General features: G+C 56.7%; 30 protein-coding genes. 18 read left to right on the top strand and 12 right to left on the bottom strand.

Annotated elements, in window-relative coordinates; all coding sequences use genetic code 11:
• Positions 1 to 385 precede the first annotated feature (385 nt).
• From CRO48_RS30015 to CRO48_RS29995, 5 genes are all read left to right on the top strand, one after another.
• Complete coding sequence (locus tag CRO48_RS30015; protein ID WP_097143323.1) at positions 386 to 1291, top strand: ComEC/Rec2 family competence protein; 906 nt, start codon at positions 386 to 388, stop codon at positions 1289 to 1291.
• 347 nt (positions 1292 to 1638) lie between these two features.
• The gene (locus tag CRO48_RS30010) at positions 1639 to 3063 is read left to right on the top strand and encodes an integrase family protein (RefSeq protein WP_097143322.1); all 1425 of its coding nucleotides are present in this window, start codon (positions 1639 to 1641) and stop codon (positions 3061 to 3063) included.
• A 76-nt stretch (positions 3064 to 3139) separates the two neighbouring features.
• Positions 3140 to 3535 carry a hypothetical protein gene (locus CRO48_RS30005; protein ID WP_097143321.1) on the top strand — a complete coding sequence of 132 codons (396 nt, stop codon included), beginning with the start codon at positions 3140 to 3142 and terminating at the stop codon, positions 3533 to 3535.
• A gap of 291 nt (positions 3536 to 3826) precedes the next feature.
• Entirely contained in the window at positions 3827 to 4102 is a 276-nt protein-coding gene (locus CRO48_RS30000; RefSeq protein WP_097143320.1) for a ribbon-helix-helix domain-containing protein, read from the top strand.
• Positions 4099 to 4401: a type II toxin-antitoxin system RelE/ParE family toxin gene (locus CRO48_RS29995; RefSeq protein WP_097143319.1), complete on the top strand. Its 303-nt coding sequence runs from the start codon at positions 4099 to 4101 to the stop codon at positions 4399 to 4401. The genes CRO48_RS30000 and CRO48_RS29995 overlap by 4 nt, the downstream gene beginning before the upstream one ends.
• A gap of 10 nt (positions 4402 to 4411) precedes the next feature.
• On the opposite strand, the gene CRO48_RS32725 is transcribed toward CRO48_RS29995, so the two are convergent.
• The 3 genes from CRO48_RS32725 to CRO48_RS29980 all read right to left on the bottom strand — a co-directional run bounded on the left by CRO48_RS32725 (position 4412) and on the right by CRO48_RS29980 (position 5776).
• A complete protein-coding gene (locus CRO48_RS32725) occupies positions 4412 to 4798 on the bottom strand; it encodes a hypothetical protein (RefSeq protein ID WP_097143318.1) in 387 nt (128 codons plus the stop codon).
• Positions 4780 to 5367: a hypothetical protein gene (locus CRO48_RS29985; RefSeq protein WP_097143317.1), complete on the bottom strand. Its 588-nt coding sequence runs from the start codon at positions 5365 to 5367 to the stop codon at positions 4780 to 4782. The genes CRO48_RS32725 and CRO48_RS29985 overlap by 19 nt, the downstream gene beginning before the upstream one ends.
• Positions 5368 to 5437: 70 nt before the next feature.
• On the bottom strand, positions 5438 to 5776 hold the full coding sequence (locus CRO48_RS29980; RefSeq protein ID WP_097143316.1) for a hypothetical protein: 339 nt from the start codon (positions 5774 to 5776) through the stop codon (positions 5438 to 5440).
• Positions 5777 to 6114: 338 nt separating this feature from the next.
• On the opposite strand from CRO48_RS29980, the gene CRO48_RS29975 reads away from it, so the two are divergent.
• Entirely contained in the window at positions 6115 to 6660 is a 546-nt protein-coding gene (locus CRO48_RS29975; protein WP_097143315.1) for a recombinase family protein, read from the top strand.
• Between the two features lie 40 nt (positions 6661 to 6700).
• Positions 6701 to 7192 carry a DUF6998 domain-containing protein gene (locus CRO48_RS29970; protein ID WP_097143314.1) on the top strand — a complete coding sequence of 164 codons (492 nt, stop codon included), beginning with the start codon at positions 6701 to 6703 and terminating at the stop codon, positions 7190 to 7192.
• Here CRO48_RS29970 and CRO48_RS29965 read toward each other — a convergent pair.
• The gene (locus CRO48_RS29965; protein ID WP_245423718.1) at positions 7183 to 7881 is read right to left on the bottom strand and encodes a DNA methyltransferase; all 699 of its coding nucleotides are present in this window, start codon (positions 7879 to 7881) and stop codon (positions 7183 to 7185) included. The two genes, CRO48_RS29970 and CRO48_RS29965, sit on opposite strands and share 10 nt — an antisense overlap.
• Complete coding sequence (locus tag CRO48_RS29960) at positions 7878 to 8096, bottom strand: hypothetical protein (RefSeq protein ID WP_097143313.1); 219 nt, start codon at positions 8094 to 8096, stop codon at positions 7878 to 7880. Before CRO48_RS29960 ends, CRO48_RS29965 begins: the two co-directional genes overlap by 4 nt.
• An 812-nt stretch (positions 8097 to 8908) precedes the next feature.
• On the opposite strand from CRO48_RS29960, the gene CRO48_RS29955 reads away from it, so the two are divergent.
• The 7 genes from CRO48_RS29955 (at position 8909) to CRO48_RS29925 (ending at position 15720) form a co-directional block, all read left to right on the top strand.
• Positions 8909 to 9784 carry a phage integrase N-terminal domain-containing protein gene (locus CRO48_RS29955; protein ID WP_097143312.1) on the top strand — a complete coding sequence of 292 codons (876 nt, stop codon included), beginning with the start codon at positions 8909 to 8911 and terminating at the stop codon, positions 9782 to 9784.
• Positions 9781 to 10083, top strand: coding sequence for a hypothetical protein (locus CRO48_RS29950; protein ID WP_097143311.1), 303 nt, complete (start codon positions 9781 to 9783; stop codon positions 10081 to 10083). Before CRO48_RS29955 ends, CRO48_RS29950 begins: the two co-directional genes overlap by 4 nt.
• Before the next feature lie 161 nt (positions 10084 to 10244).
• Complete coding sequence (locus tag CRO48_RS29945) at positions 10245 to 11597, top strand: hypothetical protein (protein ID WP_097143310.1); 1353 nt, start codon at positions 10245 to 10247, stop codon at positions 11595 to 11597.
• A 33-nt stretch (positions 11598 to 11630) separates the two neighbouring features.
• Entirely contained in the window at positions 11631 to 12500 is an 870-nt protein-coding gene (locus CRO48_RS31955) for a hypothetical protein (protein WP_141402150.1), read from the top strand.
• A 104-nt stretch (positions 12501 to 12604) separates the two neighbouring features.
• Complete coding sequence (locus tag CRO48_RS29935) at positions 12605 to 13390, top strand: hypothetical protein (protein ID WP_097143308.1); 786 nt, start codon at positions 12605 to 12607, stop codon at positions 13388 to 13390.
• A 15-nt stretch (positions 13391 to 13405) separates the two neighbouring features.
• The gene (locus CRO48_RS29930) at positions 13406 to 13858 is read left to right on the top strand and encodes a glycine zipper 2TM domain-containing protein (RefSeq protein WP_097143307.1); all 453 of its coding nucleotides are present in this window, start codon (positions 13406 to 13408) and stop codon (positions 13856 to 13858) included.
• 137 nt (positions 13859 to 13995) lie between these two features.
• The gene (locus CRO48_RS29925) at positions 13996 to 15720 is read left to right on the top strand and encodes a hypothetical protein (RefSeq protein ID WP_141402149.1); all 1725 of its coding nucleotides are present in this window, start codon (positions 13996 to 13998) and stop codon (positions 15718 to 15720) included.
• On the opposite strand, the gene CRO48_RS29920 is transcribed toward CRO48_RS29925, so the two are convergent.
• From CRO48_RS29920 to CRO48_RS29910, 3 genes are read right to left on the bottom strand one after another with little or no spacing between them, the layout of a single operon-like run.
• Positions 15704 to 16228, bottom strand: coding sequence for a DUF1036 domain-containing protein (locus CRO48_RS29920; RefSeq protein WP_176526948.1), 525 nt, complete (start codon positions 16226 to 16228; stop codon positions 15704 to 15706). The two genes, CRO48_RS29925 and CRO48_RS29920, sit on opposite strands and share 17 nt — an antisense overlap.
• Before the next feature lie 24 nt (positions 16229 to 16252).
• Positions 16253 to 16732 carry a hypothetical protein gene (locus CRO48_RS29915; RefSeq protein WP_097143304.1) on the bottom strand — a complete coding sequence of 160 codons (480 nt, stop codon included), beginning with the start codon at positions 16730 to 16732 and terminating at the stop codon, positions 16253 to 16255.
• Between the two features lie 9 nt (positions 16733 to 16741).
• Positions 16742 to 17713 (bottom strand): toll/interleukin-1 receptor domain-containing protein, encoded by a 972-nt coding sequence (locus CRO48_RS29910; RefSeq protein WP_097143303.1) that lies wholly within the window; start codon positions 17711 to 17713, stop codon positions 16742 to 16744.
• A gap of 187 nt (positions 17714 to 17900) precedes the next feature.
• Between CRO48_RS29910 and CRO48_RS29905 the strand changes: the two genes are divergently transcribed.
• Complete coding sequence (locus tag CRO48_RS29905) at positions 17901 to 19634, top strand: type IV secretory system conjugative DNA transfer family protein (RefSeq protein ID WP_245423717.1); 1734 nt, start codon at positions 17901 to 17903, stop codon at positions 19632 to 19634.
• Positions 19594 to 20523 carry a M48 family metalloprotease gene (locus CRO48_RS29900; protein WP_097143326.1) on the top strand — a complete coding sequence of 310 codons (930 nt, stop codon included), beginning with the start codon at positions 19594 to 19596 and terminating at the stop codon, positions 20521 to 20523. Before CRO48_RS29905 ends, CRO48_RS29900 begins: the two co-directional genes overlap by 41 nt.
• Before the next feature lie 10 nt (positions 20524 to 20533).
• Here CRO48_RS29900 and CRO48_RS29895 read toward each other — a convergent pair whose 3' ends face one another.
• The gene (locus tag CRO48_RS29895; protein ID WP_097143302.1) at positions 20534 to 21733 is read right to left on the bottom strand and encodes a M12 family metallo-peptidase; all 1200 of its coding nucleotides are present in this window, start codon (positions 21731 to 21733) and stop codon (positions 20534 to 20536) included.
• A gap of 208 nt (positions 21734 to 21941) precedes the next feature.
• Here CRO48_RS29895 and CRO48_RS31950 point away from each other — a divergent pair, with 208 nt between their 5' ends.
• Together CRO48_RS31950 and CRO48_RS29890 are read left to right on the top strand one after the other, a co-directional pair.
• Complete coding sequence (locus tag CRO48_RS31950) at positions 21942 to 22415, top strand: hypothetical protein (RefSeq protein WP_141402148.1); 474 nt, start codon at positions 21942 to 21944, stop codon at positions 22413 to 22415.
• Positions 22416 to 22619: 204 nt separating this feature from the next.
• Positions 22620 to 23393 carry a M48 family metalloprotease gene (locus CRO48_RS29890; RefSeq protein ID WP_176526947.1) on the top strand — a complete coding sequence of 258 codons (774 nt, stop codon included), beginning with the start codon at positions 22620 to 22622 and terminating at the stop codon, positions 23391 to 23393.
• A 126-nt stretch (positions 23394 to 23519) separates the two neighbouring features.
• Here the strand turns inward: CRO48_RS29890 and CRO48_RS29885 are convergent, their stop codons facing one another.
• Genes CRO48_RS29885 through CRO48_RS29875 form a run of 3 tightly spaced genes read right to left on the bottom strand, consistent with a single transcriptional unit; the run spans position 23520 to position 25354 of the window.
• Positions 23520 to 23981: a hypothetical protein gene (locus tag CRO48_RS29885; RefSeq protein WP_097143300.1), complete on the bottom strand. Its 462-nt coding sequence runs from the start codon at positions 23979 to 23981 to the stop codon at positions 23520 to 23522.
• A 24-nt stretch (positions 23982 to 24005) separates the two neighbouring features.
• A complete protein-coding gene (locus tag CRO48_RS29880) occupies positions 24006 to 24317 on the bottom strand; it encodes a hypothetical protein (protein WP_097143299.1) in 312 nt (103 codons plus the stop codon).
• A gap of 38 nt (positions 24318 to 24355) precedes the next feature.
• Positions 24356 to 25354 (bottom strand): MobA/MobL family protein, encoded by a 999-nt coding sequence (locus CRO48_RS29875; RefSeq protein WP_097143324.1) that lies wholly within the window; start codon positions 25352 to 25354, stop codon positions 24356 to 24358.
• Between the last annotated feature and the right edge of the window lie 81 nt (positions 25355 to 25435).

The following is a 25435-nucleotide window of genomic DNA, read 5'->3' as shown; positions in this document are numbered from 1 at the left end:
GCCTCGCCAAAACGGACCGGCATCAACGCCAGCGGTGGCCAGCAGGCCAAGCATGCACTAACATTCCAACCGGATCACCCCATGGGGGCAGGCCATACACAAGGTGTAATGCTTAACGGTAACTTCCGCCGCGTTCTCACAACGCGCCGCGACGGGCGCATTCTCTTGCGTATATCACCATATGGGTCAAGTATTCAAACGGGAGTGTAGGCGTCCGTGCGCGCTGACAAGATTCGCCGCAAAATCTCATATGCGCTCCTTCTTGGGGTGATGGTTTCCACGCCGGCTAGCAATATCGGGGTGGGTAATAAGTAATCAGAATCCATTCAATTTCCTATTGCGTCTCATCAAATAATAGATTTTTTGCACAACAAAAGGAATTTCAATGGCTCTGGTAAAATCGCTGTCCGTTGGTAACGGAGACATGTTTTACATTCGGCATAACAGCGACAACTTCACAATCATCGATTGCTGTCTGACGCATGAAAACCAGGAGGAAATTGTCGCCGAGATCAAAGCTGAAGCAGGCAAAAAGGGCATCACGCGCTTTATCTCTACTCATCCGGACGAGGACCATTTTCAGGGTCTTCCGTATCTCGATGACCAGATCAAGATCAGTAATTTCTACTGCGTGGAGAATGAAGCGACGAAGGACGTCGTAACCGAGTCATTCGAGCGCTATTGTGAACTTCGCGATGATTCTAAGAAAGCATACTACGTCTATAAGGGCTGCAAGCGCCGATGGATGAACCAGTCCAATGATGAGCGGAAGACAGCGGGTATTGCTGTTCTATGGCCTGATCGCGAAAACGCAGACTTCAAGCAAGCCCTGCAGGACGCCGCTGACGGAATTGCCTTTAACAACATTTCACTCGTATGTAGGTATTCGATCGAGGATGGCGCCAGCTTCTTGTGGATCGGAGATCTTGAAACGGAATTCATGGAATCTATCGTGGATGACATTGAACTCACCAAGACTACGGTGGTTTTCGCGCCGCACCATGGCCGCAATTCCGGTAAAATCCCGGACTCGTGGTTAGTTAAGCTCGACCCTCAAGTTATCGTTATCGGCGAAGCGCCTTCTCGCCATCTAAACTATTATACCGGATACGAGAAAATTACGCAGAATAAGGCGTGGGACATTACTTTCGATGCGGTGGATAACAAAGTGCATATGTACGTTTCAAATCCGAATTATGGTACCCGCTTCGATGTCTTCGATAACGAGTACCAGGATGGATACGACTACTATATTGGTTCGATTACCGTTGAGACGGAATACACTCTTTAGGAATTGAGGGGCGCGGCGGCCATCGGAAGGATCCGTTTTGGGCTAACCCTAAGGTCATACATTTCTTCGAAATGCTGAGCAGTCGGGAAATTGGCCCGTCGTTACATGAATGATACATGGAGTGCTGCTCGGATAAATCAAACACGTAAATCTTTGAAATCATGGTGCTGCTAGGCAGGATTGAACTGCCGACCTCGTCATTACCAACCGGAAAAGGCGCTATTTCGAGAATTCGGTACAAAGTGTAATATCCTGTATTTCTGTCATTTTTTGAAGATTTATGCAGATCATTTATTTGCATTCCATGTAACATTTGATGTAAATTCATTACATGGAAGTTACATGGAATGCCAAATGTATTTTTAACTGACGACATCGTTTTGTCGGCCAATTGCCCGGCCGGAAAAGATCAGGAAATTTACTGGGACCACCCTGTCGGGGCCGATGGTCGTATTCGCAACAACTCCGTTTCCGGGTTGGGGCTCCGGGTAACGAAACTCGGGCGCAAGGCATTTGTTCATGCCTACCAACTGAATGGCCAGCGCTATCGGAAGGTCGTTGGTTCGACCGTCCTTCATAATGTTGCATCCGCGCGGATGGAGGTCGTTAGCCGCAAGCGGCAGCTAGAGGGTGGAGCTGACCCCGAGGCCGACCGGGTAAACCCGCGACGGAAACACTTCCTGACGGTGCATGACGTCATCGGTCAATACTGGGAAAGCCATATCAGCGGGTTATCGAATGTGTCGCAGGGTGCCTTCGTCAGATTAGTAGCGGGACGCCTGCGACAAGCTCCAAGCAACGTCTCCCGTCGCGGTCACAACAAGAAGAAAGCCTATTCCGATTTCGGTAAGATGTTTGGCGATCGGGCTTTTGCCGCCATCAAGCCGTCCGATATCGAGCAATTCCAGCGGCAGTTTGCTTCCTCTCCCTGTAACCACAACAGCGCCCTTTCCCGCGTGTCCTCCCTTTTCAATTGGGCTATCCGTATGCAACTGGTCGATATGCGCAACCCGTGCACGCCGATCCGCATGCAAAAGGTGATGCGCCACCGCCGGGACTATTCCACAGAGCAAATTCGGAAGATTGCGACCTACATCTTCTATCCGGTGATGGAGGTGCCGCCGGAGACCGACCATCTGGACGGGTTCGCCAAGCGGGACATGGCGCTCGTCAGGGCGCGGGTACTGACCGCCAACGACCAGATGCAGGAACTTTGCAACTACATGGGCATCCTGTTCCTGACGATGGCCCGCCCCAGCGATCTCAACAACGCCGAATTCGGGCACTTCGACCTGGAGAAGCTGGTTTGGCATAAGCACAACACCAAGGGCATCAAACTCTCGCGTTCCATCTATGAGTATTCCTTCCGCTCGGTGCCCATCCATCCGAAGGTCGCCGCGATGGTGCGGGCGCAACGCGCGCGCTGGCCGGAAAGCAAGCTGCTGTTCCCGTCGCACACCGACCAGACGCAGCCCCGCGACAACTTCCGCAAGGGGCTGGACCGCTTCAAGGCGTTGGAGGGCGTCCCGGCGCATTTCCAGTTGTACGACCTGAAGCGGATAGCCATTTCCCTCATGCTGACTGGACAAGGCGTCTCGCACGACGCCCTTTCCCACTACGTCGATCACAAGGGCAACCTCGCCACCACGGCTATCTACGACCTCGGCCTGGTGGACCCGTTGCGGCCGGTGACGGAACGCCTTGGTGTGCTTCTCGGACTTGGTGTGACCGTTGACGATAGCCACGACGTCATCGACGCGGTGGCGGCTTGACGTCATTTGCAGGCCGTGTCGGAATGGCGTTGCGGCGACATTCAGCCGCAAAATCCCATCAACGAAAGCCATGCCCATGGAAGCCCTACAGGCCCTTGTGCTGACCAACGCCCAATTGCGCGAGATACTGACCGAAGCGGCCCGCCAGGGTGCCGCGCTGGCCGTCGCGGACCTGCGCGCGGAACTCCACCAGACGCCGGACGATGCCACGGTGCGGCAACTCCGTGCCTACCTCACCGATCCCAGCACGATTTCCAATCCGGAGGACCAATGGGCGCATAGCGGCCTGATCCGCCAGATTGAACTCACGCCGCGCGGCAAGCCAAAATCCGCCGCGTGGTTTATGAAATTCCAGCGGGAAACCGGCCTTGTTGACTGCTTCACCCGCCCAAGTCCGTCCTTCGGCCGTCGCCGCGAATGGACCTTCTACGACATTCGCCTAGCATGGAACGCCTACTACCGTAAGCAATAGCGGCGGAACGCCGATATCTGTCCATTTGCCCTTCCCAAGCCAACGGCAGGTTCCGGCGGCAGGGTCAAGGCCGAAGCCGCACAGCGGGGCCGCAGGCAGCCTTGATGCTGTTGATGGAGCCTGCCATCTTGTTGACGGGCAATGGACTACTCCCTGCAGGGCGTTGTTAAGCGGAGATATCCAGGCCCAAAAAGAGCCAGCGTTCATTCTACGTGGCATTATACGTGGGAGTAGGCAGTAGGATTAAATCGTGTCGCATGCTATAAGGGACCATCAACGAAAGCGATCGCCATGCGCACAACCCAATCCCTCAGCATCACCCTTCCGATAGAAATGGCCGAAATGGTCAAGGCCAAGGTGGCCTCAGGTGAGTACGCCACCGAAAGCGAAGTTATCCGCGACGGCCTGCGCACGCTCGCCGCACGGGATGCCGTGGTGGAACGCTGGCTGCGCGATGAAGTCGCCCCGGCTTACGACGCCCACAAGGCCGATCCCACGCGTGCCGTACCGCTGGAGCAAGGGATGGCGAATGTGCGGGCGCGGATTGCCAAGGCCAAAGCCCGGTGAAGCATTATACCGTTCGCCTGTCACCGGAAGCGGAGACGGACCTGGTGCATATCCATGGCTTTGTGGAAAGGCGTTCCGCCTCGACAGTCACCGCCGATCGCTACATCGAGCGCATCGATGGCTTCCTCGCCTCATTCGAGGTGTTTCCCGAGCGCGGCACGGTACGCGATGAAATCCGTCCCGGTTTGCGTGTCGTCGGTTTCGAACGCAGCGTCAGCATCGCGTTTGTCGTCGAGGACGACGACGTAGTCATCCTGCGCATTCTCGCAGGCGGACGAGAGTTTTCCGCCGACGAATAGGGCCACCGTTCTACGTGGGCGGCGACATCCGCCCACAAATCTCCACGCGATCCGAAGACCCGTGCAAGTACGACGGCGTAAACGTGATGCCGTAATTCCGGCTCTCCGGCAGGGGGCCGAACCACGAGGCGGAGCCAGGAGCCTTGTATTCCGGGGCGTCCATGGCGGGGAAACGCTCTGGGTTGTCCATGGTGACGCTGACATAGGCGCCAGCCCGGAAGCGCCCGACAAAGTCAAACGCCGTGCCACTGTACCGGAAACACCCATCCTCCGGATCAAGGCTGAACGCCTGCTGTTCAAGCGGCGGGTGCAGCGGCTCCTCTTGCCCAGACGCTGTCGTTGCCAAGAAGCTGGCAACGACAGGAGCAATAAAGCGCCTCACGTGCTTGGCTTGCATATGTTCGCTTTAAAGTAGGTCACGGTTTCGTCCATCTGAGCCTGCCTGCTCTCGGTCTCGTGCTCGCGAAAATCATAGCGCCACCGCCACTCACCCGTGACAGCGGTGTCGGCGTTGAAGAACTCGCAAAAGCCCTCGTCGCTATCCACGCATTGGATTTTCGCGCCGTCTAGGTACGCAAAGACCTTGCCATTTGAAACGGTGTCCAAGCGGACAGCGGAAAGGCCGCTAAAATCGACCGCGAATGTGCCTCGCTTGAAGTCAGGGCTACGGGTTGTATCCTTGACGGTGGTCGTGAACCGGCATCCGTCCGACATATTCACTGCCGTCTCCACCAGATCAAACCTCGCCGCCTTGTTTTGTGCAGCCAGCACCATGTGTAGCGGCTTCGCGTTCCTGACCGCCATCATCATCGTTCCGCCTGTCACCTCCCACTGATCCTCCTCCATGCCAAAAAGGATGTATGCGGCAATTTCCTCGGGGCTCTTGTCTTCGAGGGAGTTTGCCTCGCTTGAGCAGGCAGGAAGTATGGATGCGGCCAATGCCGCCGCGAGTAGCTTTGATTTCATGGGTTACCCCTGATGGGATTGAGTTCGGGAATAACTGAGATATAGGAAGCGTTGGTAAGTCCGCCGAGGATCATACACGCGTGAGCTGCATGGCATAGTCGCAGCCAGTCACGCGCAGGCTGGAGCCATCAAGCTTGTAGTCGCAGACCGCTGCGGATACGCCGAGAACGCCGGGACCGGGTTCAAGCTTCAGGCGATTGCCGTCATAGGTTGCCCATTTCCAGATGGCCTGCGTTCCGTTGATCACGAAGACGGCTGTCCCGTCCTCAAGAAAATTAACGGTGTTACCCTTCGGATCGCGATACTTTCCATCGATGCCGGACCCGGAGCAGGCCGCAAGGAGGAGAGCAACAGCGCCGACAGTGGCTGCCTTAAATCGAGGTTGAATCATGTTGAGCGTGAATTGCATCGTTGGTCCCCGTAGTGATGCAACCGAAGCGGAGTCCATGCCGGATCTGAACGGCCTGAACCGCCGTCCGGCTTTGCCGTTGGCAAAATCTGGATATCAAAAATCACGACATATGACGGAGGCATGCCCGCGCGCTTGGCAGATGTCCGAAAGCTGAATCTCAAGGTAATTTAGGTGTTGTGAATGTAGTCTAGCAGGTGCATTTTGCCGTTCAGATACTCTTGCAAAAGTTGTAATTTATGACAGCGGCAAGCAAGAGTTAAAGACAATTTCTTTAATCAGTTGAAAGCTTTGCATTTGCCTTCGTCGTTTGCTGCCGCCCCCGGCAAGGTGCGGCCATGATCTATGGCTATGCGCGCGTATCCACCGAAACCCAAGACCTTGCCTATCAGCTCGACAGGCTGCAAAAGGCCGGTTGCGAGCAGATTTTCCATGAGAAGCGCAGCGGGAAGAATACCGCCGATCGCCTAGAACTCAGAAGGCTCCTGGCCCACCTGGAAAGAGGGGACGTGATGCTCGCCACAGCGAGTGACCGGGTGGCGCGTGATCCACTCGACCTGGTGCAAATCCTTAACACCGTCAAAGCCGCAGGCGCGGGCCTGCGACTGCTGGACGAACCGTTCATCGACACCACGTCGGAGATGGCCGACCTCATCGCTTTCATGGTCGGCTGGGCGGCGCGTTGGCACCGGCGGCGAATATTGGAGAATACCGCGCAGGGCCGGGAACTGGCGCGGCAGCGCGGGGTGAAGTTTGGGCGCAAACCGAAGCTCGACCTTTCCGCCCGCAAGATTGCAATAGAGCGCCGGGCCAATGGCGAAGGCTGCGCGGAGATAGCAGTGGATTTCGGCGTCAGCGAAAGCACGATCAGGCGCCTCGCGTAATACCCATCGATTTTCGTCTGAGCGTGGTTATGCTGGTTGCATGGACACAGCGCTCACCACTGCCACTACAGTTCGCATACGTGACATTCTGACGGCGATTAGACCGCTGGCTGCGGAATATTATCGGCTTACCGGCAAGCCGCTGGGCGTCACCGGCGAGATTGCGGAAGCCGCTGCTGCGGATTTGTTGGGATTGGAACTCGCGCCCGCGCGAACCGCTGGTTATGACGCGATCCGCCATCACCCGGATGGACGCAAGGAACACATTCAGATCAAGGGCCGCGCGTTCGGGGAACAAAGCAAGCCGGGCCAAAGGTTGGGCATGCTCAAACGCGATGCCGTGTGCGACACGGTGATGGTGGTTTTACTTGATAATGCGACGCTCGACCCGCAAGAAATCTGGGAGGCCCCGTATTCGTTGGTGATCGACCGCTTAGCACGGCCCGGCTCAAAGGCGCGCGAACGCGGCGCGCTGGGGGTGCGTGAATTCAAGCGCATGGCCGCGTGCGTGTGGTCAGCTCCTCATGTGTGAGGCCGCTCCCCAAGGCGTGCCCGTGCGATATCGGCATGTTGTGCATCCAGTTCAATGCCGACATAGCGGCGCGTGCATTCCCGTGCGGCAACCAGCGTCGAACCGGAACCGCAAAACGGATCAAGCACCAGCCCACCCACTGGGCAATACGTCCGGATAAGCGGCTCCAGCACCTCGACCGGCTTTTGGGTCGGGTGCAGCTTATTACCGGTGTAGACCCAGCCCGACACATCGGAGGCGGGATGCGCGGGCATCGGCGGACGGCCTTTCGCCAGTACATAGGCGCTTTCGTGTGACGACCGGAACAGTCCGGTGCGCGACGCATAGGGTTTGCAGAACACCAGATGCCCAACTCGGCGGAACCCGGCCGCCTGCCAGGCGGCCAGGAATGCCTCCGTCGCGGTCCAGCCGTAGAAGCTGATGCATAGGGTATCCGGTTTCATCAGGCGGTAGATCTCGCGGAACGCCGGTTCCAGCCAGTCGGCACAGGTATCGTTGGCGATCGTGCGGCCCTGCCGGTCACGATAGCCGCAGATATACGGCGGATCGGTCAACACGAAATCCACGGATGCGGCGGGCATTCCAGCCATGACCTGCACGCAGTCACCGTGAATGACGGTGTTTTCCGGCATGGCCACCTCCGGGAAATGGAGGTGGCCGTCGCGGACGCGATAGGACGCGGGCATCATTGCCCGCGTCCTCTGCGGCGGGTGGTTTCACCTGCCTTGGCGGTGCGGATAACCACGCGGCCATCGAGGGGCAGCAGGGTCAACGTGATGTTGAGGCCGTTGCCATCGGCATGCTGCCATGCGGCTCCGATTTTGGTCCAGAAGGCGGTGTCGCCTTTGCCTTCGACCACGTAGACGTGATGCGTCGGCGTGGTGTTGGTGGTGTCTTTGCTCATATTGGGATGCTCCCGTTGGTTGGTCCGGTCACGCCCTTCGCGACCGGTCGGGTGCCCCGCAGACGCCGCGCATACGCCTGCCCGCAATGGAGGGTCCGGCCGAGGCTCCCTCGGGATACGGCTGGATGCCTTGCGGGCGGGGCGGGCGGTGTCACACCCGACCACACCGGTTGCGACGGGCGTGACCGGCCTCAACGGACAGCTCCGGCAAAACACCACCCATGCCATGCCGACAGCGGCATGGCGCTGTGGCCGAGGCTGCGTTCCGGCGTCGGGCAGAGCCGCATCAAGAAGGAAGTCGGACGTATGTCGTCCGTCCATGCGGAAGACCGGAGGTCCGTCACTCGCCAACAGGTTGGGGAGTGACGGACCGCGCCGAACCCTCGGTGGCAAAGAGCTTTCCGCAAACATCGCCGCGTGACACGCAAATGACGCTGCGCTCCGCTCGGCGTCGGACATATCATTTCCAGCGCAACGTGCTGGCCATTAACGGGCGACCGCGTTCACTATCGCGGCAGGTCAAGCGAATGCCTGATCCATCTCACCCGACCTTTTCCCCAACTATAGGAGAGCAACATGCATGCTCATCTCATCCGAGCGCCGCCGCGGCGGCCGACATTCTGGTGCCCGCCGTGCGGGTTCCGGACGCCCAACAGGGCAAACCACATCGGCCAGCCGCCCGGCTGGCTCTGGAGGCTAATACCGTAAGAAGGACTACGCATTCCGGCCCTGCCGCGAATGATTTCGCGGGGTGACCTGATCCAAGGACAGGCATCAGCCATCAACACTCAGCTCTAAAGGAAGCGAGCAAGATGGACGACCTGACTATGGACCTGGTGCGACTGTGTCAACGCAATAGGGATGGATCCTATGGCACACGAAGCAATCGCAAACGCGGACTGTCCGCTATGGCCAACGAACTGCGCGATCTCGGCTATAAACTGCCGAACGCCGGTTCGCTCAAGCCCAAGCACGTCGAGGCTTTGGTCGAACGATGGCTGGATGCGGACACGACAGAAGCGAGCATCCGCAACCGCCTGACCTGGCTTCGTTGGTGGGCCGAGAAGGTCAGCAAGCCGAACGTGGTCAGTCGTGACAACGCCACCTACGGGGTTGCCGAACGCGGCGGCGCGATCCGCAATCGCGCACAAAAGCTCGACGGCGCAAAGTTTCGGGCCATCGAGTGCCCCTACATAAAGGCAACCATCCTGTTGCAGGTCGCGTTCGGTCTCCGACGTGAGGAGGCCATGAAATTCCAACCCCAGGCTGCGATCCGCACCGACGTTATCATGTTGCAGGCCAGTTGGACCAAAGGGGGTAGGGCACGTACGATCCCCATCACCACCCTGGAGCAGCGGCAAGTCCTCGAACACATCGTCCGTTTCATGCCAGGCCGGGGCTCGCTCATCCCCGCGCAGTTAAGCTATGTCGAACACCTCAAGCGGTTCGAATACCACACTCTCAAGTCGGGACTGCGGAACACCCACGGGTTCCGCCACGCCTATGCCCAGCAGCGCTATGCCGCGCTAACCGGACAAGCCTGCCCGCTCGCGGGCGGCAAGCTCTGGGAGGATATGACGGCGAAAGAACGCGAAGCTGACCGCTCGGCCCGCCGCCAGATATCCGCCGAGCTGGGGCACGGTCGCCTCAAAATCACGGACACCTATCTGGGGAGGGCCTTTCAATGAAGCGCGCGGAAGGCAATTACATGATGGCGACCAACGTTCGGACGAAGTACGCCAACAAGATCTTCAAGCCTGCAACGGTAGCCACCGCCATCGACGAAGCGGCCTTCCTCGGCCACCGCCACTACCGCATCATGCAGGAACACCCGTTCGACCTCTCAGATACCGACGCCGCAAAAGCGTTGGAAGAGTGGCTGGATGGCGAGCAATTCCATTACATTTGGCGGCCGACGTTCTTCGAACAGGATGCTATTCGGCCATCCATCGTGACGGAGTATCCAGAACTGGTAATAACCTGGTGATGCAGGCGTGGTGATTGCAGCATGATCACTTGCAGGAAGTGCTAAAGCAATTTAAGGCTGTATTTCCTCGACATTGGAAGCCGACTCGCGGCCCATTTCTCCATCCCATGGATGAGCTAAGGCTGAGATCCCATTGATACCATATCGACACGGGGCTGGTAATGATCAAGATTGCGTATGCGGGTATGTTTCTCTTGGGGCTTTGCTCGTCAGTTTCGGCTGGTCCGCAGCAGAATTTCGATTTCGCGAAGTCCGCTTGCGCTTCCAAGGCAAATGGATTCGAGAAGGCGATAGCCATTCGCGTGTTTCCGCATCTTACAGAGAAAGGCGGGTTTGGCCTTCGTGATGGCAAAACGGATTGGGAAGCATCGTTCGGGCTTCAAAGTCCAGACGCCATTTTCGACTATGTGTCTCGCGCAACCTTCGACGGCTGGGCCGTCTACCAACTGCATAGCGGGGACGATCCGACGCGCTTCACTGTCCAGTACATGTTTGGTGACGTGAACCCGGCTCCGCACGATTGCATACTCGTGCCGGAATCTCCCGAGTTGGTCTCCCTCAACGACATGCCAGCAATGGCGCTGCATATGTACCTTTCCAGGCTGACCGGCGACGGCAGCGGCTCTCCGGATCAGATGCGCTCTCGGCTGCGCCAAGCGCTCGGTCTGCCGGAGGAGGCTCCTGCTACTGTTCTTCAGGTCGCGCCGCCAGGTGCGGTCGATGCAGCTCCGGTGGCCGCTGGCACGACAATTGCCAACGCTTGCGGCGTACCCGTTAACAGTGCTCTCGTCGAGATCGGCAGCCATCAACCGCCAAAGGTTTTCACGCCAGAGACCATCAATGGTCATTGGGAGTTCAACTATCTCTTCGAGGCCGATGAGCCTTTGACCGCCATGTGCTTCCGCACCAAAGAAGAGAGTAGCCTGTTTCGTGTCCCCCTTCCTACTGGCCTGTCACGATGCCGGTTCGAAGCCGGAGCGTTGTCGTGTTCGGCGGATGCCAAGTCTGGCGCAGTGCAAGGGGGCGATGCCAACCGGATCATTCAAGGGGCCGGTGGCAAGCGCAGTGGGGCCCAGCCTACCTATACGGGTGAGCGTCCATCCCTCGCCGGGCTTCCCGCAGCAGTAGCGCGGGAGTTTATTGCGTGGGATCAGGTCTGCGGAGAGGACGCGATTGGGAGTTTCACCGAAGACTATCTGACCGTCACTGACATCGACCAGGATGGTGATCAGGACTTCATCTTGAACGGCGATGGAGCAAGCTGCGTACAGAACGGCAAAATTGTCACCATGGCTGGAGGCAATGGCGGCACTGGTCTCAAAGTGTTCACCGGGCAAGAGGGCGAGGTCTCAAAGGCACTCGACATCTTCACAACGGGAGCTGAAATTCGCTCTCACGAAGGTTTCGCGATCGTTATTGCGAGCCAACGAAAATACAAACTTGCCGATGGCAATGCTACAGAGACATCAAAGATCCCCAAAGGGGGAGATGCTGTTTACGCCCTTGGCCGCTAGTCTTGTGGGCGGTAGGAGATTCGCAGAGAGATTTTGCGACTTGCGCTTGTTGTTGAATACCAATATCAATCTTACATGGTACGATTCTTCATAAAAAGCGCGTCCGCACTTGTAGTAGCCATGTGGGCCACAAACGCTATTGGACAAAGCAACAACGACCTTCAATCACAAGGTAGAATTCCAGCAAATCCAGGATTTATAAATGCCGTCTCTGACGCTGTATTTGTTGGAATAAACGCATCAATCTATTCTGACAACATAGAACAAGGACGTCCAGTCTTATCATATGATCAGTCGCGCGCAGTGGCGCAGATCCTTTTACAGGGATCTACTATTAGTAAATACTCATATAATAAAAAAGACTATTATTTGCTATATAACCCATCCTCTGATTTGTTTATTTCGGCGAAATCCGTAGATGGATTAAAGTATGACGCAGGACTCCTGCCTGGCCGATCTGTGTCAGAGGATCTCTATAAAATGGAGGAATCGAAATCATACTTCGAAAACATGTTGGGAGGACGGCCTGCCGTCGTAGAACGAATTGAACAAGATTTCCTGAAGTCAACACACGTCCCGGATGTGTTTATTAAGAAATATAAATATGATCGCGATACCGCGCTGCTGGTACAAAAAAATCTCGAGGCGTTCATCAAACTCTCCAAACGTACGTTGACGGAGTCATGTTTCTCGACCCTGAAGACGCTGAAGCCAGCCCAAATAGGACTTAGCTATTCTGACAAACCAATTTTTACTATCTCGTTTTCAACGGATGCGGAAAACGTGTTTGCATTTCGCAGCAAGGACAATCCTAGGTTAGGAGGCTATGTCATGCTCACTAAGAAGGATAACGACTGCTCAGTCTCGAAAGTGATTATGAACAATTTCGTCGCACCTTTCTAAACGGATAACCGGTGTCTAATCAGAATAGCATCAGAGCACTTCTGGTATCAGTTCTAAGTTCCGCGCCGTCAGGCTCTTTCGCTGATGATGCGGCGACAGCCGCTATGCTGGGAATAGACCTCATTGAAAAGGGCACGGTTGGCGATAGCGGGCTCTCTAAAGCTACGAAACTACTCGGAATGACTATTGGCGGCGTCGGAGCAATTATTGATACAAAAGACGGCGTTCAAAACCTTGCGCAAAAATGGCGAAGTGGTGAGGCGGCAACCGACACGGACTTTTTGTTCTTTGTCCCAGCTGCCAAGACGGCTCATGACGTGGGAAAAATAGCGTACGACAACCGCCACGAAATTGTAGAATTTGGCCGTGATACGCTAAGAAAACTCAGTCCGTTCGTTGAGGAGCCTTCGTACATCCAAGAATGGGCTGAGCTTGAAAAGCAAAAAATAGCGACGTCGGAGAATCTCAATATCCAAAAATATCACCAAATGCAGGAAACTATTAACGCCGCCAGAGAAACGTCATTTGATAGGTCGTTTACAGATGCTGGTTTCTATCGGAATGAAGGAAGCATAACTGGGGAATTAGGGAATATAGAGCAGTATAATTTGGCGCCGGATACTCCGGAGGAAATAAGAACCAAGGCACCTGAGAGCGAGCGAGTGATTGACTCCGAGAGCAGCTTCCGGCCGCGTGATTTTGATGATTATTCCCAGAGCGAGGTCGAAAGTTCGGCAGAGTTCACCTCTTCGCGCGATCCCAACTATGGCCCACCGCCGGACACCACGGCAAAGTCTCGGCCAACAAGGACGCCGCAGGTCTATTCGCGTCCTTGCGACCCCGGCGAAGTCAACTTCACAACACCGTTCCCAGTTCCCGGAAGATGCTAACTAGATAGGGGTATCATGAAGCATATGAAAATGGTTCTGCTGCTGTGTGCGGCAGTTGGCTTGTCGTCGTGTGAGACAAGCGGGCCAAAGCAACAATCGGGCGCGGTGATTGGCGCTGTTACCGGCGGGCTCATTGGCTCTCAATTCGGTAGTGGCGGTGGACGTGTTGCCGCTGGGGTGCTCGGTGCGGCAGTTGGCGGATTTATCGGCGGCAGCATTGGCGCGCAGCTTGATGCGCAGGACCGTGCCCGCCTGAAAGAGATCACAACAGCTTCCATCAAGAGCGGTCAAAGCAAGTCGTTCCGAAATGCTAAGACAGGTGTGAGCGGAAAAACCAAGGTCGTCCGCGAGAGTAACGCTGGGGGCAAGCAATGCCGAACGGTCCAGCAGAATGTCACCCTGGCAAACGGTCAGGTCTCCCAGGATACGGTCACCGGTTGCAAAGGTCCGAATGGATGGTCGGTCTAACGCGATTCCTTTCGCTTGTTTTACCTCTTGTGATCACAGCAGGGGCAGCGAACGCTGCACCCGCTCCCTTTGGTACATCAAAGGCCTTGCCGGTCTCGTTCCAGGTCGATGGGGGAAGTGGTTGGTGTGACAGGGGCGTGACAGTCCGGTTGAGAGCCGCCTCCGCAAACGTTCTGACCGATGGTTCCGAGCAGTTCCAGCAGATGCTGGGGCGGATTCGGGCGATAATCGAAGGCGACTGCCAGAAAGTACGCAATATCGGGTTCTACGGCCGCACCAAGGGCGGTGAGGTGTCCGTCGGTGAAAGTTCCAAGCTGACTGACTGGGTTTATGTTCCGTTTAAGCTTCACGGGAGCCCCGCAGTCTGCAAAGGGCCGAGCAATGACGATCTATGTGGCCAGCGCTGGCGAGTGTTCCATGATATTCGAGGACTTTTTCTGAAAGGGGCGTTCTCCGAGGCCGTTCTCACCCGTTACCTGTCCACGGATGAAGGAGCCGACGCCGAATTTGTGTCGGGCGACGCTCGGGGGCGAGTCGCCTTTGTTCCACTTACGACCGGCATCCCATTCGCGGATGCTGCGACGTTCCTCCAGCAGCAGATTCAGCAACAGTCCCAGCGCTGCAAGGGGGGCTACACCCAGGGCGAGTTGACGCCTCTTGGCAACGATGCGGCCTCCCAAGGCGGGACCTGTCGTACCACCGACAGGACCACGCATTCGCATTTCGTCATCTCGAAGGCACCCGACGGCTTTGAAGTCATCGCTTTTTCGGATTTCACCGAGAAAGGCATGTCTGGGCGTCGGCTTGCGGCCGAGCTCAATGCCGTCCTGTCGGGAACGGAACTGGCCTGGTCGGACATAAAGCACGAAAGTCGGAATGACGGGACGCCGGGCTTCACTGGTTCGGCCTGCTCGTCCGCCGCACAGGAGTTCGCACTACTGGGATCTCGCCCGGTCGCCATCCGGCTTGTATCTGAAAGAACGGACGAACCGGGCCAATGGGCCTTGCGCACCGCTACAAATGCGCGAGGGGAGACCTCCAGAGATGCCTGGCAAATGCGGATCCGCAATCTTACCGACGCGGAGTACGCCACCGTTCAACGAGGTGACAAGTTCGGTTACTGGCTGCTCTACCGGCTTGCCGAGGATCGGCGGGGGATACAGTTCGAGAGCCAGCTGTATGTCGGGCAATCGAGCACAGAATGCGTCCCATTCCGCGCACCAAGGGCGGTGAGCGCCGAAAGCCTGCCCAACCACATAGCTGAACTGTATGCCGACAATCTCGATCTGCATTCGGGCGATGACAGCCTCAAAGGCAAGCGCGCAGCATTGCAGCAATGGATTGCAGACCGAGCCCGCGCGAACGCCGACCACGACGCTGCGCTCCAGGGCGAGGTAGCAAAGCTGCAACAGATGACGGAGGCCTATCCGGTTCCTCTCATGTTGGCCCTATCCGATTTCAGCGCCGCATGCTTCGCACTCGACAGCAATTACTCGGTGACTTTCACGGATGATTTCGTCACCCGGATCGATATCGATGGCGATGGGGACCTCGACTATATTGCCACTGGTGATGGGGTGGTCTGTCAGGACTCTGGCGGCGTCGCGCATTTGCGGGGCAGTGACAATAGCGGCTTGCGCGTTCTCATTCTAACCAATGCAAGCAGCGGACCAGCGCTGGCACTTGACGCCAAGGTTTCGGGTGGCACAGTCCAACGACACAACGGGTTTGCGGTTCTGGATGGCGGAAGCGGCGCCGTTTATCAGATCGCCGATGGAAAATCGCAACCGCTTCAGACTTCACCCGAAGGTGGCGAGATCGTTTACTCGCTAGGCAAGCCCGTCGCTATCGGGAAATGGTAATGGTGTGGTAGTTGGAATCGATAACCAGATCTGTGAACCCTTTCAGCAACGATTTGGCGCATTGATTCTCACCATAGTAGACCCGCTTAAACCGGGCCGATTCCACACACAGCTTGCGATCCTTGCCGGCCCATTCCCGACCTGCACCGTTATTTGCGTAGAATGCAAAATCCCCCTTGGCCATGTCGGTGAGTTCGGTACATGAGTTTTTCGTGGCATCAAACCAGCCCATGACAACGTACTCGTCATCAGCGACGAGATTGTTATATTTGCTATAAAAGGCGAGTTTTAGATCGCGGTTTGTTTTGTTGCACACATTCAGTGTAAAATTTTCGCGAACCTCTAGCTGGCGAAATGCGCTGTCGACAAAATGTTTCATCTCTGTACCGGCAGATATACCGCTCTTCTTGGCATAGCCTTCTTCTATGCCATCGTCAGCCGTAGCGATTTCTACCCCAGCGACACCGAGTAACAATCCAAGGAATCCCACAACCAATCTGCTCGGCATCCACAGTCCCACCTGACGCATCTTTCACAAACTACCACTTGGCGCAGGATGGGGCGTCTGCCAAAGCACGCGCTTTTCCTGTCCATTTCCGATTGCGATCTGCCATCGGGAAAATCCTGCTCGGAAATCGCCAGCGTCCGTCAACCCTTCGTGTAGGGTCACTGCAGCCCCGCCATCAAACGAACGCTCGCGTTTAGCCCGAACAACGAGCCGAGTATCCATTCTTGCAACAGATCCGAGAATTGCGCCGCCAGAGCTGGGCTCAAAAAGACTCGCCTCGTCCACCTCAATGCGAACATTAGGGACGATAAGGCCCTTCCAGCTTGTATTGCCTGAGCTTTCGAAGAAATGGAATGCGAACTGACCAGACAGAAACACCGCCGCCGGTCCTTGCTCGACGCGACCAATCAACACTGTTTCTTCGTATGGTGTGCGGGGCAGTATCAAACTCAACGGCGCGGCATCCGCCAATGTGCCAACTGTGAATTCATCGGGAGAAAGCATCTCGGTTTCCTAGTTCGCGCCTTGAAGGGGACTTATCAGGATGTCCCAGAGGAGTTCGGCCGCACCTTCCTGGGACAGTTTCTGGTCGCGATCTCGCCCAAACGACGCCATGCCCATACTCGTGAGGTACAGTGTTTGGTCGTCGGCCGCGATGTCGAGCGATTCATTCAAGCTATTGCTGCTGGTAGTCTCCCCCTGCACATAGTTGATGCTTCGACCCCAGGTGTCCCCGCCCAAGTAGACGGTACCGCGCGCCACATCTTTGCCGTCGCGATAAATGGTCGCGAAGAAGCGATTAGCGTCGACGCGTCGAAATACACCATCAAAGCCCGGATTTCTGCGCCCCAATTCCCCGAGTGAATTCTCAAAGAAGCGCGCTATATATTCAAAGGTGTCGTGCTTGAACTGGTCTTTATCTCGTTGCGTGAATGTTTTGGCGACCCTCAGATTACTCGATCGCGGGCCATCGTGTGGAGGTGACCTTGGGGGGGCTGCAGCAGACGACATGGACCGCTGCGTACCCGGGGCGGATGCACGAACGTGTGTAGTACGCTCAGCGGCCTCACGGACGGCCTTAGCCACCTGCAGGAAGGCGTCGTCGATATCAGGCCACTGTGTGATCGGCTTACCGTCTAAGGGCACGGCCTTTAGTTTGCCGAACGGCGCATGGTGCCAATCGCACGCGCGAAGGATGACCGGAATGACGATAGCCTCGCCTTTGTCGTGACGTTCCATCGCGCGTTGCATCTCGATATCATAGCAATAGTCGGATGCGATAAAGTCGGCACTGATAAGCAGTAGGATAATGTTGTCCGTATTGATGTGATCGTCGATCGCGCGATGAATCTCTTCGCCCGCACCAATACGTCGATCATGCCAAGTCTCGATAACACCTTGCCGCTTCAGCATAGACAGCTGCTTTTCGAGCTGATCCCTGTGACCTTCGTCCGCATGCGAGTAAGAAAAGAAAACGCTTGGCATATTTCCCCCTTCTTTTCCCGACTATGAGATGCTTCGGGTCTGGCTGACAAGAGTTGCAATCCGCTCTGGCCAAATTATCAACGGTGGCAATGCTGCCGATTCAAACGCGAAGGCTAGGGCAGGCGCATAGGTATTGTGTTTCTCGCGATGGTTGTTATGCTCGCCTAAGTTGGGCTGAGGCGACAATGTGACCAATAAGTTCGATCCCTTCGGAGATCTGGAGCGCAGCTTTGCGCTGATGATGAAGTCCGGCAGCTGGGGTCTTAAGCTTGGAAGACACCTGAAAGCCCGACGTTTCCGCCATGGCGTTGAAGCAACCTACGGTCCCGAAGTCGCCGACGCAGTCGAAGCCGCCATCCGATCCGGCCGCGACCCGTCCCCCATCCTTGAGCGTGCGAGACGAGACCTCGAAGCCCGCACACTCCGCGACAGCCACCTGGCCGACCCCCCGCCGCTTTACGGCTCCGCCCGCTGGCCGACCTCCGCTGACCTCCAACGCTACCTCCGTCCCAAGAATGCCTTCAGCGATCCGCGTTCCATCCTGCTCGGCACCTTCAGCGATGAAGGGGAGGGCAAGCCCGCCGGTTACGTCCATTGGGACGGCGACGGCCATCTCCTGACAATCGCGCCGACGCGCTCGGGCAAGGGCAAAACCACCATTATTCCCAACCTCCTCCGCTACCAGGGGAGCTGCGTGGTGCTGGACCCCAAGGGTGAGCTGTTCGAGGCCACCTCGCAATGGCGCAGCACCCTCGGGCCGGTCTATCGCATTGCACCGCTCGATGACGGTTCCGGCAAGCCGGTTCATCGCTTCGATCCCGTCAGCCGGGTAAAGCGCGAGGCCGAAGCGCGCGCCATCGCGCAGCAGATGTTCCCGCAAGACCCCAGGTCTTCCGCGTTCTTCGCGGACGATGCAGTGGGCATCATGACGGGGTTCATCATGTACGTCCGTTACAAGGCCCCGCCGCATCGCCGGACGCTGGCAACAGTGTGCCAGATGGCGATGCTTAAGGGGAGCAGCTTGCTCAAGGTCGCCAGAGAGATGGCGACGTTTCCGCCTTCGGCCGACGCGGGCAAGGTGATCCTGGAAAAGGACGCCCAGCGCGGGCTGAAGGTCTTGCAGGAAACCCTGTCCAGCAAGCTTTACGAGTGGAAGGACCGCGACATCCAGCGCAGCGTCAGCGGCAGCGACGTAGCCTTCGAAAGCCTGAAGGATGGACCTGCCACGGTCTATATCGAAATCCCGTTCGATATGATGAAGACGTTTTCGGGTTGGCTCCGCATGATCCTTAAGGCCGCGCTGGACGCCATGCTCGCCAATCCGCGCGTCCCCGACATCCCCGTTCTGTTCGTGCTGGATGAATTCCTCAACATCGGCGCCTTTCCGGAGTACCGCGATGCCATCCGCACGCATGCCGGGGCCGGTGTCCGGCTGTGGTTCTTCCTTCAGGACATCTATTCCATCGAGGAGTACTACCCGAACAACAGCTGGCGGCCGTTCCTCAACTGCGCGGTCAAACAGTTCTTTGGGGTCAACGACGACGAAACCGCGAAGATGATTGGCAGCTATCTCGGCCACAAGACCCACGCCGTCCGCAACACGACCGCTACCGCAAGCGTGTCCTCGCACCTGGGCGGATGGGATGACACTGCTTCCGCCAATTCCGGTTTCTCGATGAGCGAGAGTATCCAGTTCCTCGGGCGCCCGCTGCTGACCAGCGACGAGGTGCGGGAACTGCTCGGCGGATGGCAGAGCGACGGCTGGCGCTACGGCATCACCGACATTGCAGGCACCCGACCGTTCAAGACGCAGCTCGTGGTGCACGAGAAAAGCGAGAATTGCAGACAGCGGATCGGCATGATGCACAGGGGGAATGGGGATGACGGAAGCGAATATCGACCACCGGGCAATTCAGCATAGCACCTTCCCGACCTGGCTCGGCCTGGTGGGCGGCAGTTGGGTTGGCCTCATCTGGGGCAGCCTTATTACCGCGCCGGTCGGGATCGGCCTTGGTGTAGCGGCGGGCACCCTGCTGGGAGGCCTATGGGCGGTTCCCCTCTGGGGAACGGTGTGGGGGTTTATCGGACTCGGGCGGCAGCGGGCCAACGCGGTTCGCGAGCACGGGATTGCGCTTCTCAAGGAGGATGACCCGCTGGCACTGCGTGTCCATGCGCTTGCGGCCAGACTCGGATTGCGGACCCGACCTTGGGTCGGGACCATGCCGCACAACAACGCCTACGCAATAGGCGCAAATGCCGACAATGCGTTGGTCGTGATCGGGCAACCGCTGATCGATAACCTCAGTGAAGCCGAAGTGGATGCCATCATTGGCCACGAACTCGGGCACGTCGTGAGCAACGACATGCGCCGCATGGGCCTGGCGCGCTCGTTCCAGAACGCGCTGGTATGGTATTTGGGCTTCTCCAGAACGCTGCAGCGCTGGGGGCGCTGGATATTGACGTGGCTGTCCGAGCTTTATGTGCTGCGCTTGTCGCGCAAACGCGAGTATTGGGCGGATGCCGTGGGTGCGGCACTTACCAGCAAAGAAGATATGATCACCGCTCTGGAGAAGCTGCATCAACTTCCGGACCTGAGCCGTTTTGAACGGCAGCATGCGCGACTCATGGTTCGGGGCCAAGTTGGCGGTACGCTACTATCCACGCACCCCACATTGCAGGAAAGGCGGAGCGCCCTGCAATCAGAGACCTACATGCGACGGCTTCCGACTATACCGATGCCAGAACTTCCTGCGCACAGCCGTCAGTCCGAACCACCCAGAGGCGAGGATGTTGCATACGCCCGGCGATAGGGGATCCGCGCTATCGAAACGACGCAACATAATTCCTGGTTTCGTTGAGGACGCGCGCATCGTGATGCAAATCAGGGGTTCCCCATTCCTTTGGCCTAGCCCACTGGGGTTCGCGTTTGCAATCATTTGGGCAGTTATAGGCCATGATGGTTCTTCTCCGTGCCGCACTATCCATATAGCCGTGACCGTACGGAAATGGCGTGCTTGTCGGATCTGCTTCCGGATTATGTCTTGCTCCCTGTAGGTGCCCAATCTCATGTGCGAACGAATAATACCCGGTCGCGCAGTCATGATAGACTATTGCGAACGCGCTTTCCTTCGAACCCAAAATGTCCGATGCGAGGCCGCAGAATGAATCGTCGTCTACAAGCAAAACAACGATATCTGCTTTCGACGTGTTCCTCATCTCGTGAAGGTCGTCCATAATATTATCGTTCTTGCTCTTGAGGTTAGCAAGGTCATCGTCCATGCTCCCTGACTCTGTGTACGCTACTTCGATCGGCGCCGGTGTCGCGGGAACAGCTTTGATGTGAACTCCTGATAGCTGGTATGAGCTATTTGTCTCTAAGAAAGCTAGAGAAACCAATCCCGTAACATCAAACAATTTCGATCTAACAGCAGGCGTATATGCGACGAGAATATTCAAATCGACTACGTTGCTATCGACGTTCTCCGCAAAAGGAGGAAGGTCGCGATTCTCACTGCGTCTTTCGTTGAACGATCCCGGATGCTCGGGAGGAAATGCGCCAACCTTTACTAAGGCATGGGCGCCGCCACCTATTGGCCGTATTCTGTAAAGGCCGGTGTCGGTTTGAATTGATCCCGTGACCGCGTCTCCGTTGACCGCAAATGTCGATGTTTCCTCGGGGCCACCGCCAAACGCGAGGCCACCAACGGTTTGAGTGCGCCCTGCAACGGCGAAGTTCCCTTCACCCAGCGATGTGCGCGTATCTGCCGCTACCACCACCGAATCCCTATCTGGGAGAGGTATCGTGACTTCGGGCTGCTCACGAAGAATCGATGGATTGACACGTACTACCTGCACGTCTTCCGTCGAGGGAAGTTGTCTCAACTGCGCCAGAGCTTCTGTTTGCTGAGGTGTAAGGTCTTGCGTTTGCATGAGTGTAATGAATGCGTTTTCCTGGGATAGGGCGCTGCTTCCATTGATGGCATATGCTAAGAGCGCACTCATGAAGAAGTATTGTCGCATGACATCCCCCTTTTTCTGTGGATCCTCTTTCGAAATATGTAGTGTTTCATAACTATGATGGCGTAGGTGCTAAATTTTAAATAATATTATATCGTGGAGAATTTTTATTCAAATATTTTATTTCATATGGTGTTGCGAATCATCGCTGTGCGTATGAATAATTGGTTCTAGTGCGGTCGCGGGATCTGTGAGGTTGCTAGATATGCGAGTGGACAGGGTCGTTATTGGTATATCTCTTATTTTATCAAGTTGCGCCGGGGTGGATGTTCGCCGCGTTACGTCAGAAAATCAGGCTGGAATACGCTACTGGAGGCCTGCTCCTTACTTGGCGTTCGTTGAAGTGAAAGATGACAAGAGCGTTCGTTGCGAGCTCAATAAATTCGAACTTCCAGATAAAACTGAAGAGTACGCCATTACCATGCGAGCTGGCATGGGAACGGTAAAGGCGACACCGACACTTGTTGATGGATGGCAATTGACCGGCTTTGACGTCCAAATTGACAGTAAGACGCCGGAAAATCTGACCGCGATCGCAACCTTACTGAAATCCATTCCTCAGCCGGCTGCACCGGCTGGAGCAGACACAAGGCCCGCTCGAAGCGCAGCCTCTTCATGTCAGGGCGTCTATAAGGTGAACTATGACAATGCCGGGAATTTTTCAGGCTTCCAGCGCGTTCTTTAACGGCGCTTCATGAATAGATAATTGTCCTCGCGAGACGTTTTTCGTGGAGCTAACATGTGTCTCTCCTGCCGGATATCGAGAAGACAGTTTGCATGGCTGTCAATTGTGTCCATTGGTAGCGGATTGTCCAAGGGATTCGCAGCAGATAGTTCGCGCTCTATCAGTCTAACCGGCCCTGTGTGCAATTATTTCGATGATGCACCAGTGAAGCAGTTCGTGGCTTACGATGCAACTCAAGAAGCTCGTGATGTTGTTGTTAGCGTGTGCGATTCTATTGGTTTGCCCGCGAATTTTACAATTGTTTCAGTCAGAGATAGACGCGTTAACGCCTATGCGACCTTGAAGGATTCTGAGAGACTAATTGTCTACGAGGAGAATTTCATGCGTAGCATAGCCGATGCTAATAGCAAAAATTGGACGGGATTGACGATCCTCGCGCATGAAATCGGGCACCATTTGTGCGGACATACACTAGACACTATCGGTTCTAGGCCTCCAAGAGAACTGGAAGCTGATCATTTTGCCGGTTTTGCTGTATCGAGACTTGGAGGGTCTTTGGAGCAAGCGCAGGTGGTGTTTGCGCGGCTATCGCAGAGAGGATCAATCACGCATCCTCCACGAGATGAGCGTTTAGAGGCGGTCAAAGCTGGTTGGAATAAGGGAACGGTGACCGGCACGGAGGAGCGTCAGAATATAGTTTCCCATGTGAAGCACGGAGACAACTGGGAGCCTATGATTGTGGAGTTTGTTGGAAAGAACGGAGCATGGAGAGAGCGTTCACCGTTCGCGGAGTATGATTTTCAAGAGCGCTCTCGCAACGGAGATTCTATTTTCCTATTCGATTCGTCACGAAATATTTGGGTTAAGTTAGATAAATCTAAAAGCGGCGGGTTTGCAACCGGTTACTGGGCTACTGCTGTAAGCGACAATGTTGTGCCTGAGGCGTGGATTGCTCTAGATCCTCGTGATTGGCGTTGACGGTAGAGGACTGTATAATCGCGGGCAATGCTCGCGATTGTCGCCTTTTCTCGCGGATACAGTTGGATAGGCAGCGAAAATACTATTGCCAAGCCGCGATTTATTCCTGTCTGGCCAAACGTCAAACTACCGCTTCCACCAATCCAAATAATCCTCCGGCTCCCGGTCCTGTCGGTGCATTTCGGCCAGCATGCGGTCCTCGGCGTCATAGTGCGGATGCCGTTCGGCAAATTGCTCATGCTCCGTGACATCGAGGGTAGGGCGAAGCCAATCCAGATGGTCCTCATCGGCAACTGGAGCGCGCTCTTCCCATTCCATGGCCGATTGGCGTTCTTCCGGGCGCTCCTCCTGCTCCCTGATACGGTTCTCAAAATCCTCGATCTGGGCGGTCACTTTGCCAAGCTCGAACATCAATCCCGCCTGATCGTTCCGGCGGCTTTCCAGGACCGATAGGGCATGACCCACATCAGATGTGCCGGCGGCAACGGCGTGCATCGCCTTCTCAATCTGATAGTCGATATCCTGAATCGTATCCTCAAGCGTCAACGCGCGCTCGCGGAGTGCTTCCAATTGGGTCGTCATGTCCATTGCAGCCTCCGGTGGACAGGGTCGTCAATGCGCGTAGTGGTAAGCGGGTTGATGTTCAGGCTGTTCGATCAGTTCGGCTACGAGGTAGGCCCGCAGTCGCTCCCCGGATGCCACCAGCTCGGTGGCGCGGGCATGGAAATGCAGCGTCTTGCGGCGTAGCTCATCAGGAATATCCATCGTCTCCGCCTGCGCCTTCCGCATCGTCCAATATGCCAACCGCTTACGCCGCCGGATCAGGTCGGTTTCCAGCCACGCCAATTCCGCCCGCGCAGCCTCGCGCTGCCGCTCCGTGAGTTCACGGATACCAAGGACAGAACCGGTGTAGATTGCGCTCATGTTCGGATGATGGGGCGGGTTGTTCGGTTTCGCAAGTTCTACCTGTGGTCTCGATCCGGTTCCTGCCACTGTCCGTCCTCGGACGGCCTGGGACGCTCGTTGGCCGTGTCCAGCCAGTCGAGGTGGTTTTCCCAGCGGTCAAGCGCCTGAACGTCCTCGCGCGTCGTACCGTCGCCCAGCCAGTCCAGCATATTTTCCGGTGCCAGTCGGTAGGCGGCCGCCTCATCCTCTGTCATATCGCGGCTGTTCTGCCGTGCAATGGCCGCGTGCGCGGCGTGAAGATCGCCGTTCGGCTCTTGAACAACGGGAGGTTCCTCCCGATGGACTTCGTCCAGCATCCGCCGTTCGGCGGCTTCCAATTCCTTCGGATGGATCGGCGACCCGTCCGGGTCGGGTACGGGCAAATCGCTCTCATGCTGCATGGTCAGCTCCCTCTCGCGCTGGCGGTCCCTGCGTGCGCGTCGTTCGTCGGGGTTTGGGCCGCGATGCTGGCCCGGCTCCTTGTCCAGGTTGCGTTTGGCATAGCTGCGGCTGTCGATCGCCACGGCGACGCCCGCCGTGCGCAAGGCCTCGTTGGCAATCCGCTCCCAGAGGGTACGCGCCTCGGTCACGAACTGCCGCCCGTCCGCGCTGCGGATTTTCGGGCCAAACCCTTCGGCCGTCACCACGCGCGTGGTCAGCAGGATATGGACATGGGGATTGTGTTGGGTACCATCATCATGGATGGCAAGGTCAGCCGCAAAACCCTGCGCCGCGTACGCATCGGCCATCGCCCGCGCCACCGGAAGCCACATGGCACGCGGCAACTGGCGCGGCAGGGCGAACTCCACTTCTTTTGCCAGACGTGCATCTTTACGCTTTTCCGCCGTCTCGACGGCGTTCCACAGGCGCATGCGGTCGGCCATCCAGTCCGGCGCACTTTCCGGCAACCGGACGTCCGTGGCCACCACATCGCGCCGTCCACCGAAGTCGGACAAGCGTTCTTCAGCTTCATTGGGAAGAACGGCACCCGCCCGATACGCTTGGCCTGCCCCCATGGGGTGATCCGGTTGGAATGTTAGTGCATGCTTGGCCTGCTGGCCACCGCTGGCGTTGATGCCGGTCCGTTTTGGCGAGGC

Source organism: Rhizobium subbaraonis (assembly GCF_900220975.1).
Taxonomy (GTDB): domain Bacteria; phylum Pseudomonadota; class Alphaproteobacteria; order Rhizobiales; family Rhizobiaceae; genus Mycoplana; species Mycoplana subbaraonis.
Note: the sequence above shows the minus strand (reverse complement) of the source record. Positions and strands in the feature narration are given on the sequence as shown.

Excerpts from the sequence above, each read along its gene's own strand:
- CRO48_RS30015 (WP_097143323.1), top strand. The coding sequence starts at position 386 with ATGGCTCTGGTAAAATCGCTGTCCGTTGGTAACGGAGACATGTTTTAC.
- CRO48_RS30010 (WP_097143322.1), top strand. The coding sequence starts at position 1,639 with ATGCCAAATGTATTTTTAACTGACGACATCGTTTTGTCGGCCAATTGC.
- CRO48_RS30005 (WP_097143321.1), top strand. The coding sequence starts at position 3,140 with ATGGAAGCCCTACAGGCCCTTGTGCTGACCAACGCCCAATTGCGCGAG.
- CRO48_RS30000 (WP_097143320.1), top strand. The coding sequence starts at position 3,827 with ATGCGCACAACCCAATCCCTCAGCATCACCCTTCCGATAGAAATGGCC.
- CRO48_RS32725 (WP_097143318.1), bottom strand. The coding sequence starts at position 4,798 with ATGCAAGCCAAGCACGTGAGGCGCTTTATTGCTCCTGTCGTTGCCAGC.
- CRO48_RS29985 (WP_097143317.1), bottom strand. The coding sequence starts at position 5,367 with ATGAAATCAAAGCTACTCGCGGCGGCATTGGCCGCATCCATACTTCCT.
- CRO48_RS29980 (WP_097143316.1), bottom strand. The coding sequence starts at position 5,776 with ATGCAATTCACGCTCAACATGATTCAACCTCGATTTAAGGCAGCCACT.
- CRO48_RS29975 (WP_097143315.1), top strand. The coding sequence starts at position 6,115 with ATGATCTATGGCTATGCGCGCGTATCCACCGAAACCCAAGACCTTGCC.
- CRO48_RS29970 (WP_097143314.1), top strand. The coding sequence starts at position 6,701 with ATGGACACAGCGCTCACCACTGCCACTACAGTTCGCATACGTGACATT.
- CRO48_RS29965 (WP_245423718.1), bottom strand. The coding sequence starts at position 7,881 with ATGATGCCCGCGTCCTATCGCGTCCGCGACGGCCACCTCCATTTCCCG.
- CRO48_RS29960 (WP_097143313.1), bottom strand. The coding sequence starts at position 8,096 with ATGAGCAAAGACACCACCAACACCACGCCGACGCATCACGTCTACGTG.
- CRO48_RS29955 (WP_097143312.1), top strand. The coding sequence starts at position 8,909 with ATGGACGACCTGACTATGGACCTGGTGCGACTGTGTCAACGCAATAGG.
- CRO48_RS29950 (WP_097143311.1), top strand. The coding sequence starts at position 9,781 with ATGAAGCGCGCGGAAGGCAATTACATGATGGCGACCAACGTTCGGACG.
- CRO48_RS29945 (WP_097143310.1), top strand. The coding sequence starts at position 10,245 with ATGATCAAGATTGCGTATGCGGGTATGTTTCTCTTGGGGCTTTGCTCG.
- CRO48_RS29935 (WP_097143308.1), top strand. The coding sequence starts at position 12,605 with ATGCTGGGAATAGACCTCATTGAAAAGGGCACGGTTGGCGATAGCGGG.
- CRO48_RS29930 (WP_097143307.1), top strand. The coding sequence starts at position 13,406 with ATGAAGCATATGAAAATGGTTCTGCTGCTGTGTGCGGCAGTTGGCTTG.
- CRO48_RS29920 (WP_176526948.1), bottom strand. The coding sequence starts at position 16,228 with ATGCCGAGCAGATTGGTTGTGGGATTCCTTGGATTGTTACTCGGTGTC.
- CRO48_RS29915 (WP_097143304.1), bottom strand. The coding sequence starts at position 16,732 with ATGCTTTCTCCCGATGAATTCACAGTTGGCACATTGGCGGATGCCGCG.
- CRO48_RS29910 (WP_097143303.1), bottom strand. The coding sequence starts at position 17,713 with ATGCCAAGCGTTTTCTTTTCTTACTCGCATGCGGACGAAGGTCACAGG.
- CRO48_RS29900 (WP_097143326.1), top strand. The coding sequence starts at position 19,594 with ATGACGGAAGCGAATATCGACCACCGGGCAATTCAGCATAGCACCTTC.
- CRO48_RS29895 (WP_097143302.1), bottom strand. The coding sequence starts at position 21,733 with ATGCGACAATACTTCTTCATGAGTGCGCTCTTAGCATATGCCATCAAT.
- CRO48_RS29885 (WP_097143300.1), bottom strand. The coding sequence starts at position 23,981 with ATGGACATGACGACCCAATTGGAAGCACTCCGCGAGCGCGCGTTGACG.
- CRO48_RS29880 (WP_097143299.1), bottom strand. The coding sequence starts at position 24,317 with ATGAGCGCAATCTACACCGGTTCTGTCCTTGGTATCCGTGAACTCACG.
- CRO48_RS29875 (WP_097143324.1), bottom strand. The coding sequence starts at position 25,354 with ATGGGGGCAGGCCAAGCGTATCGGGCGGGTGCCGTTCTTCCCAATGAA.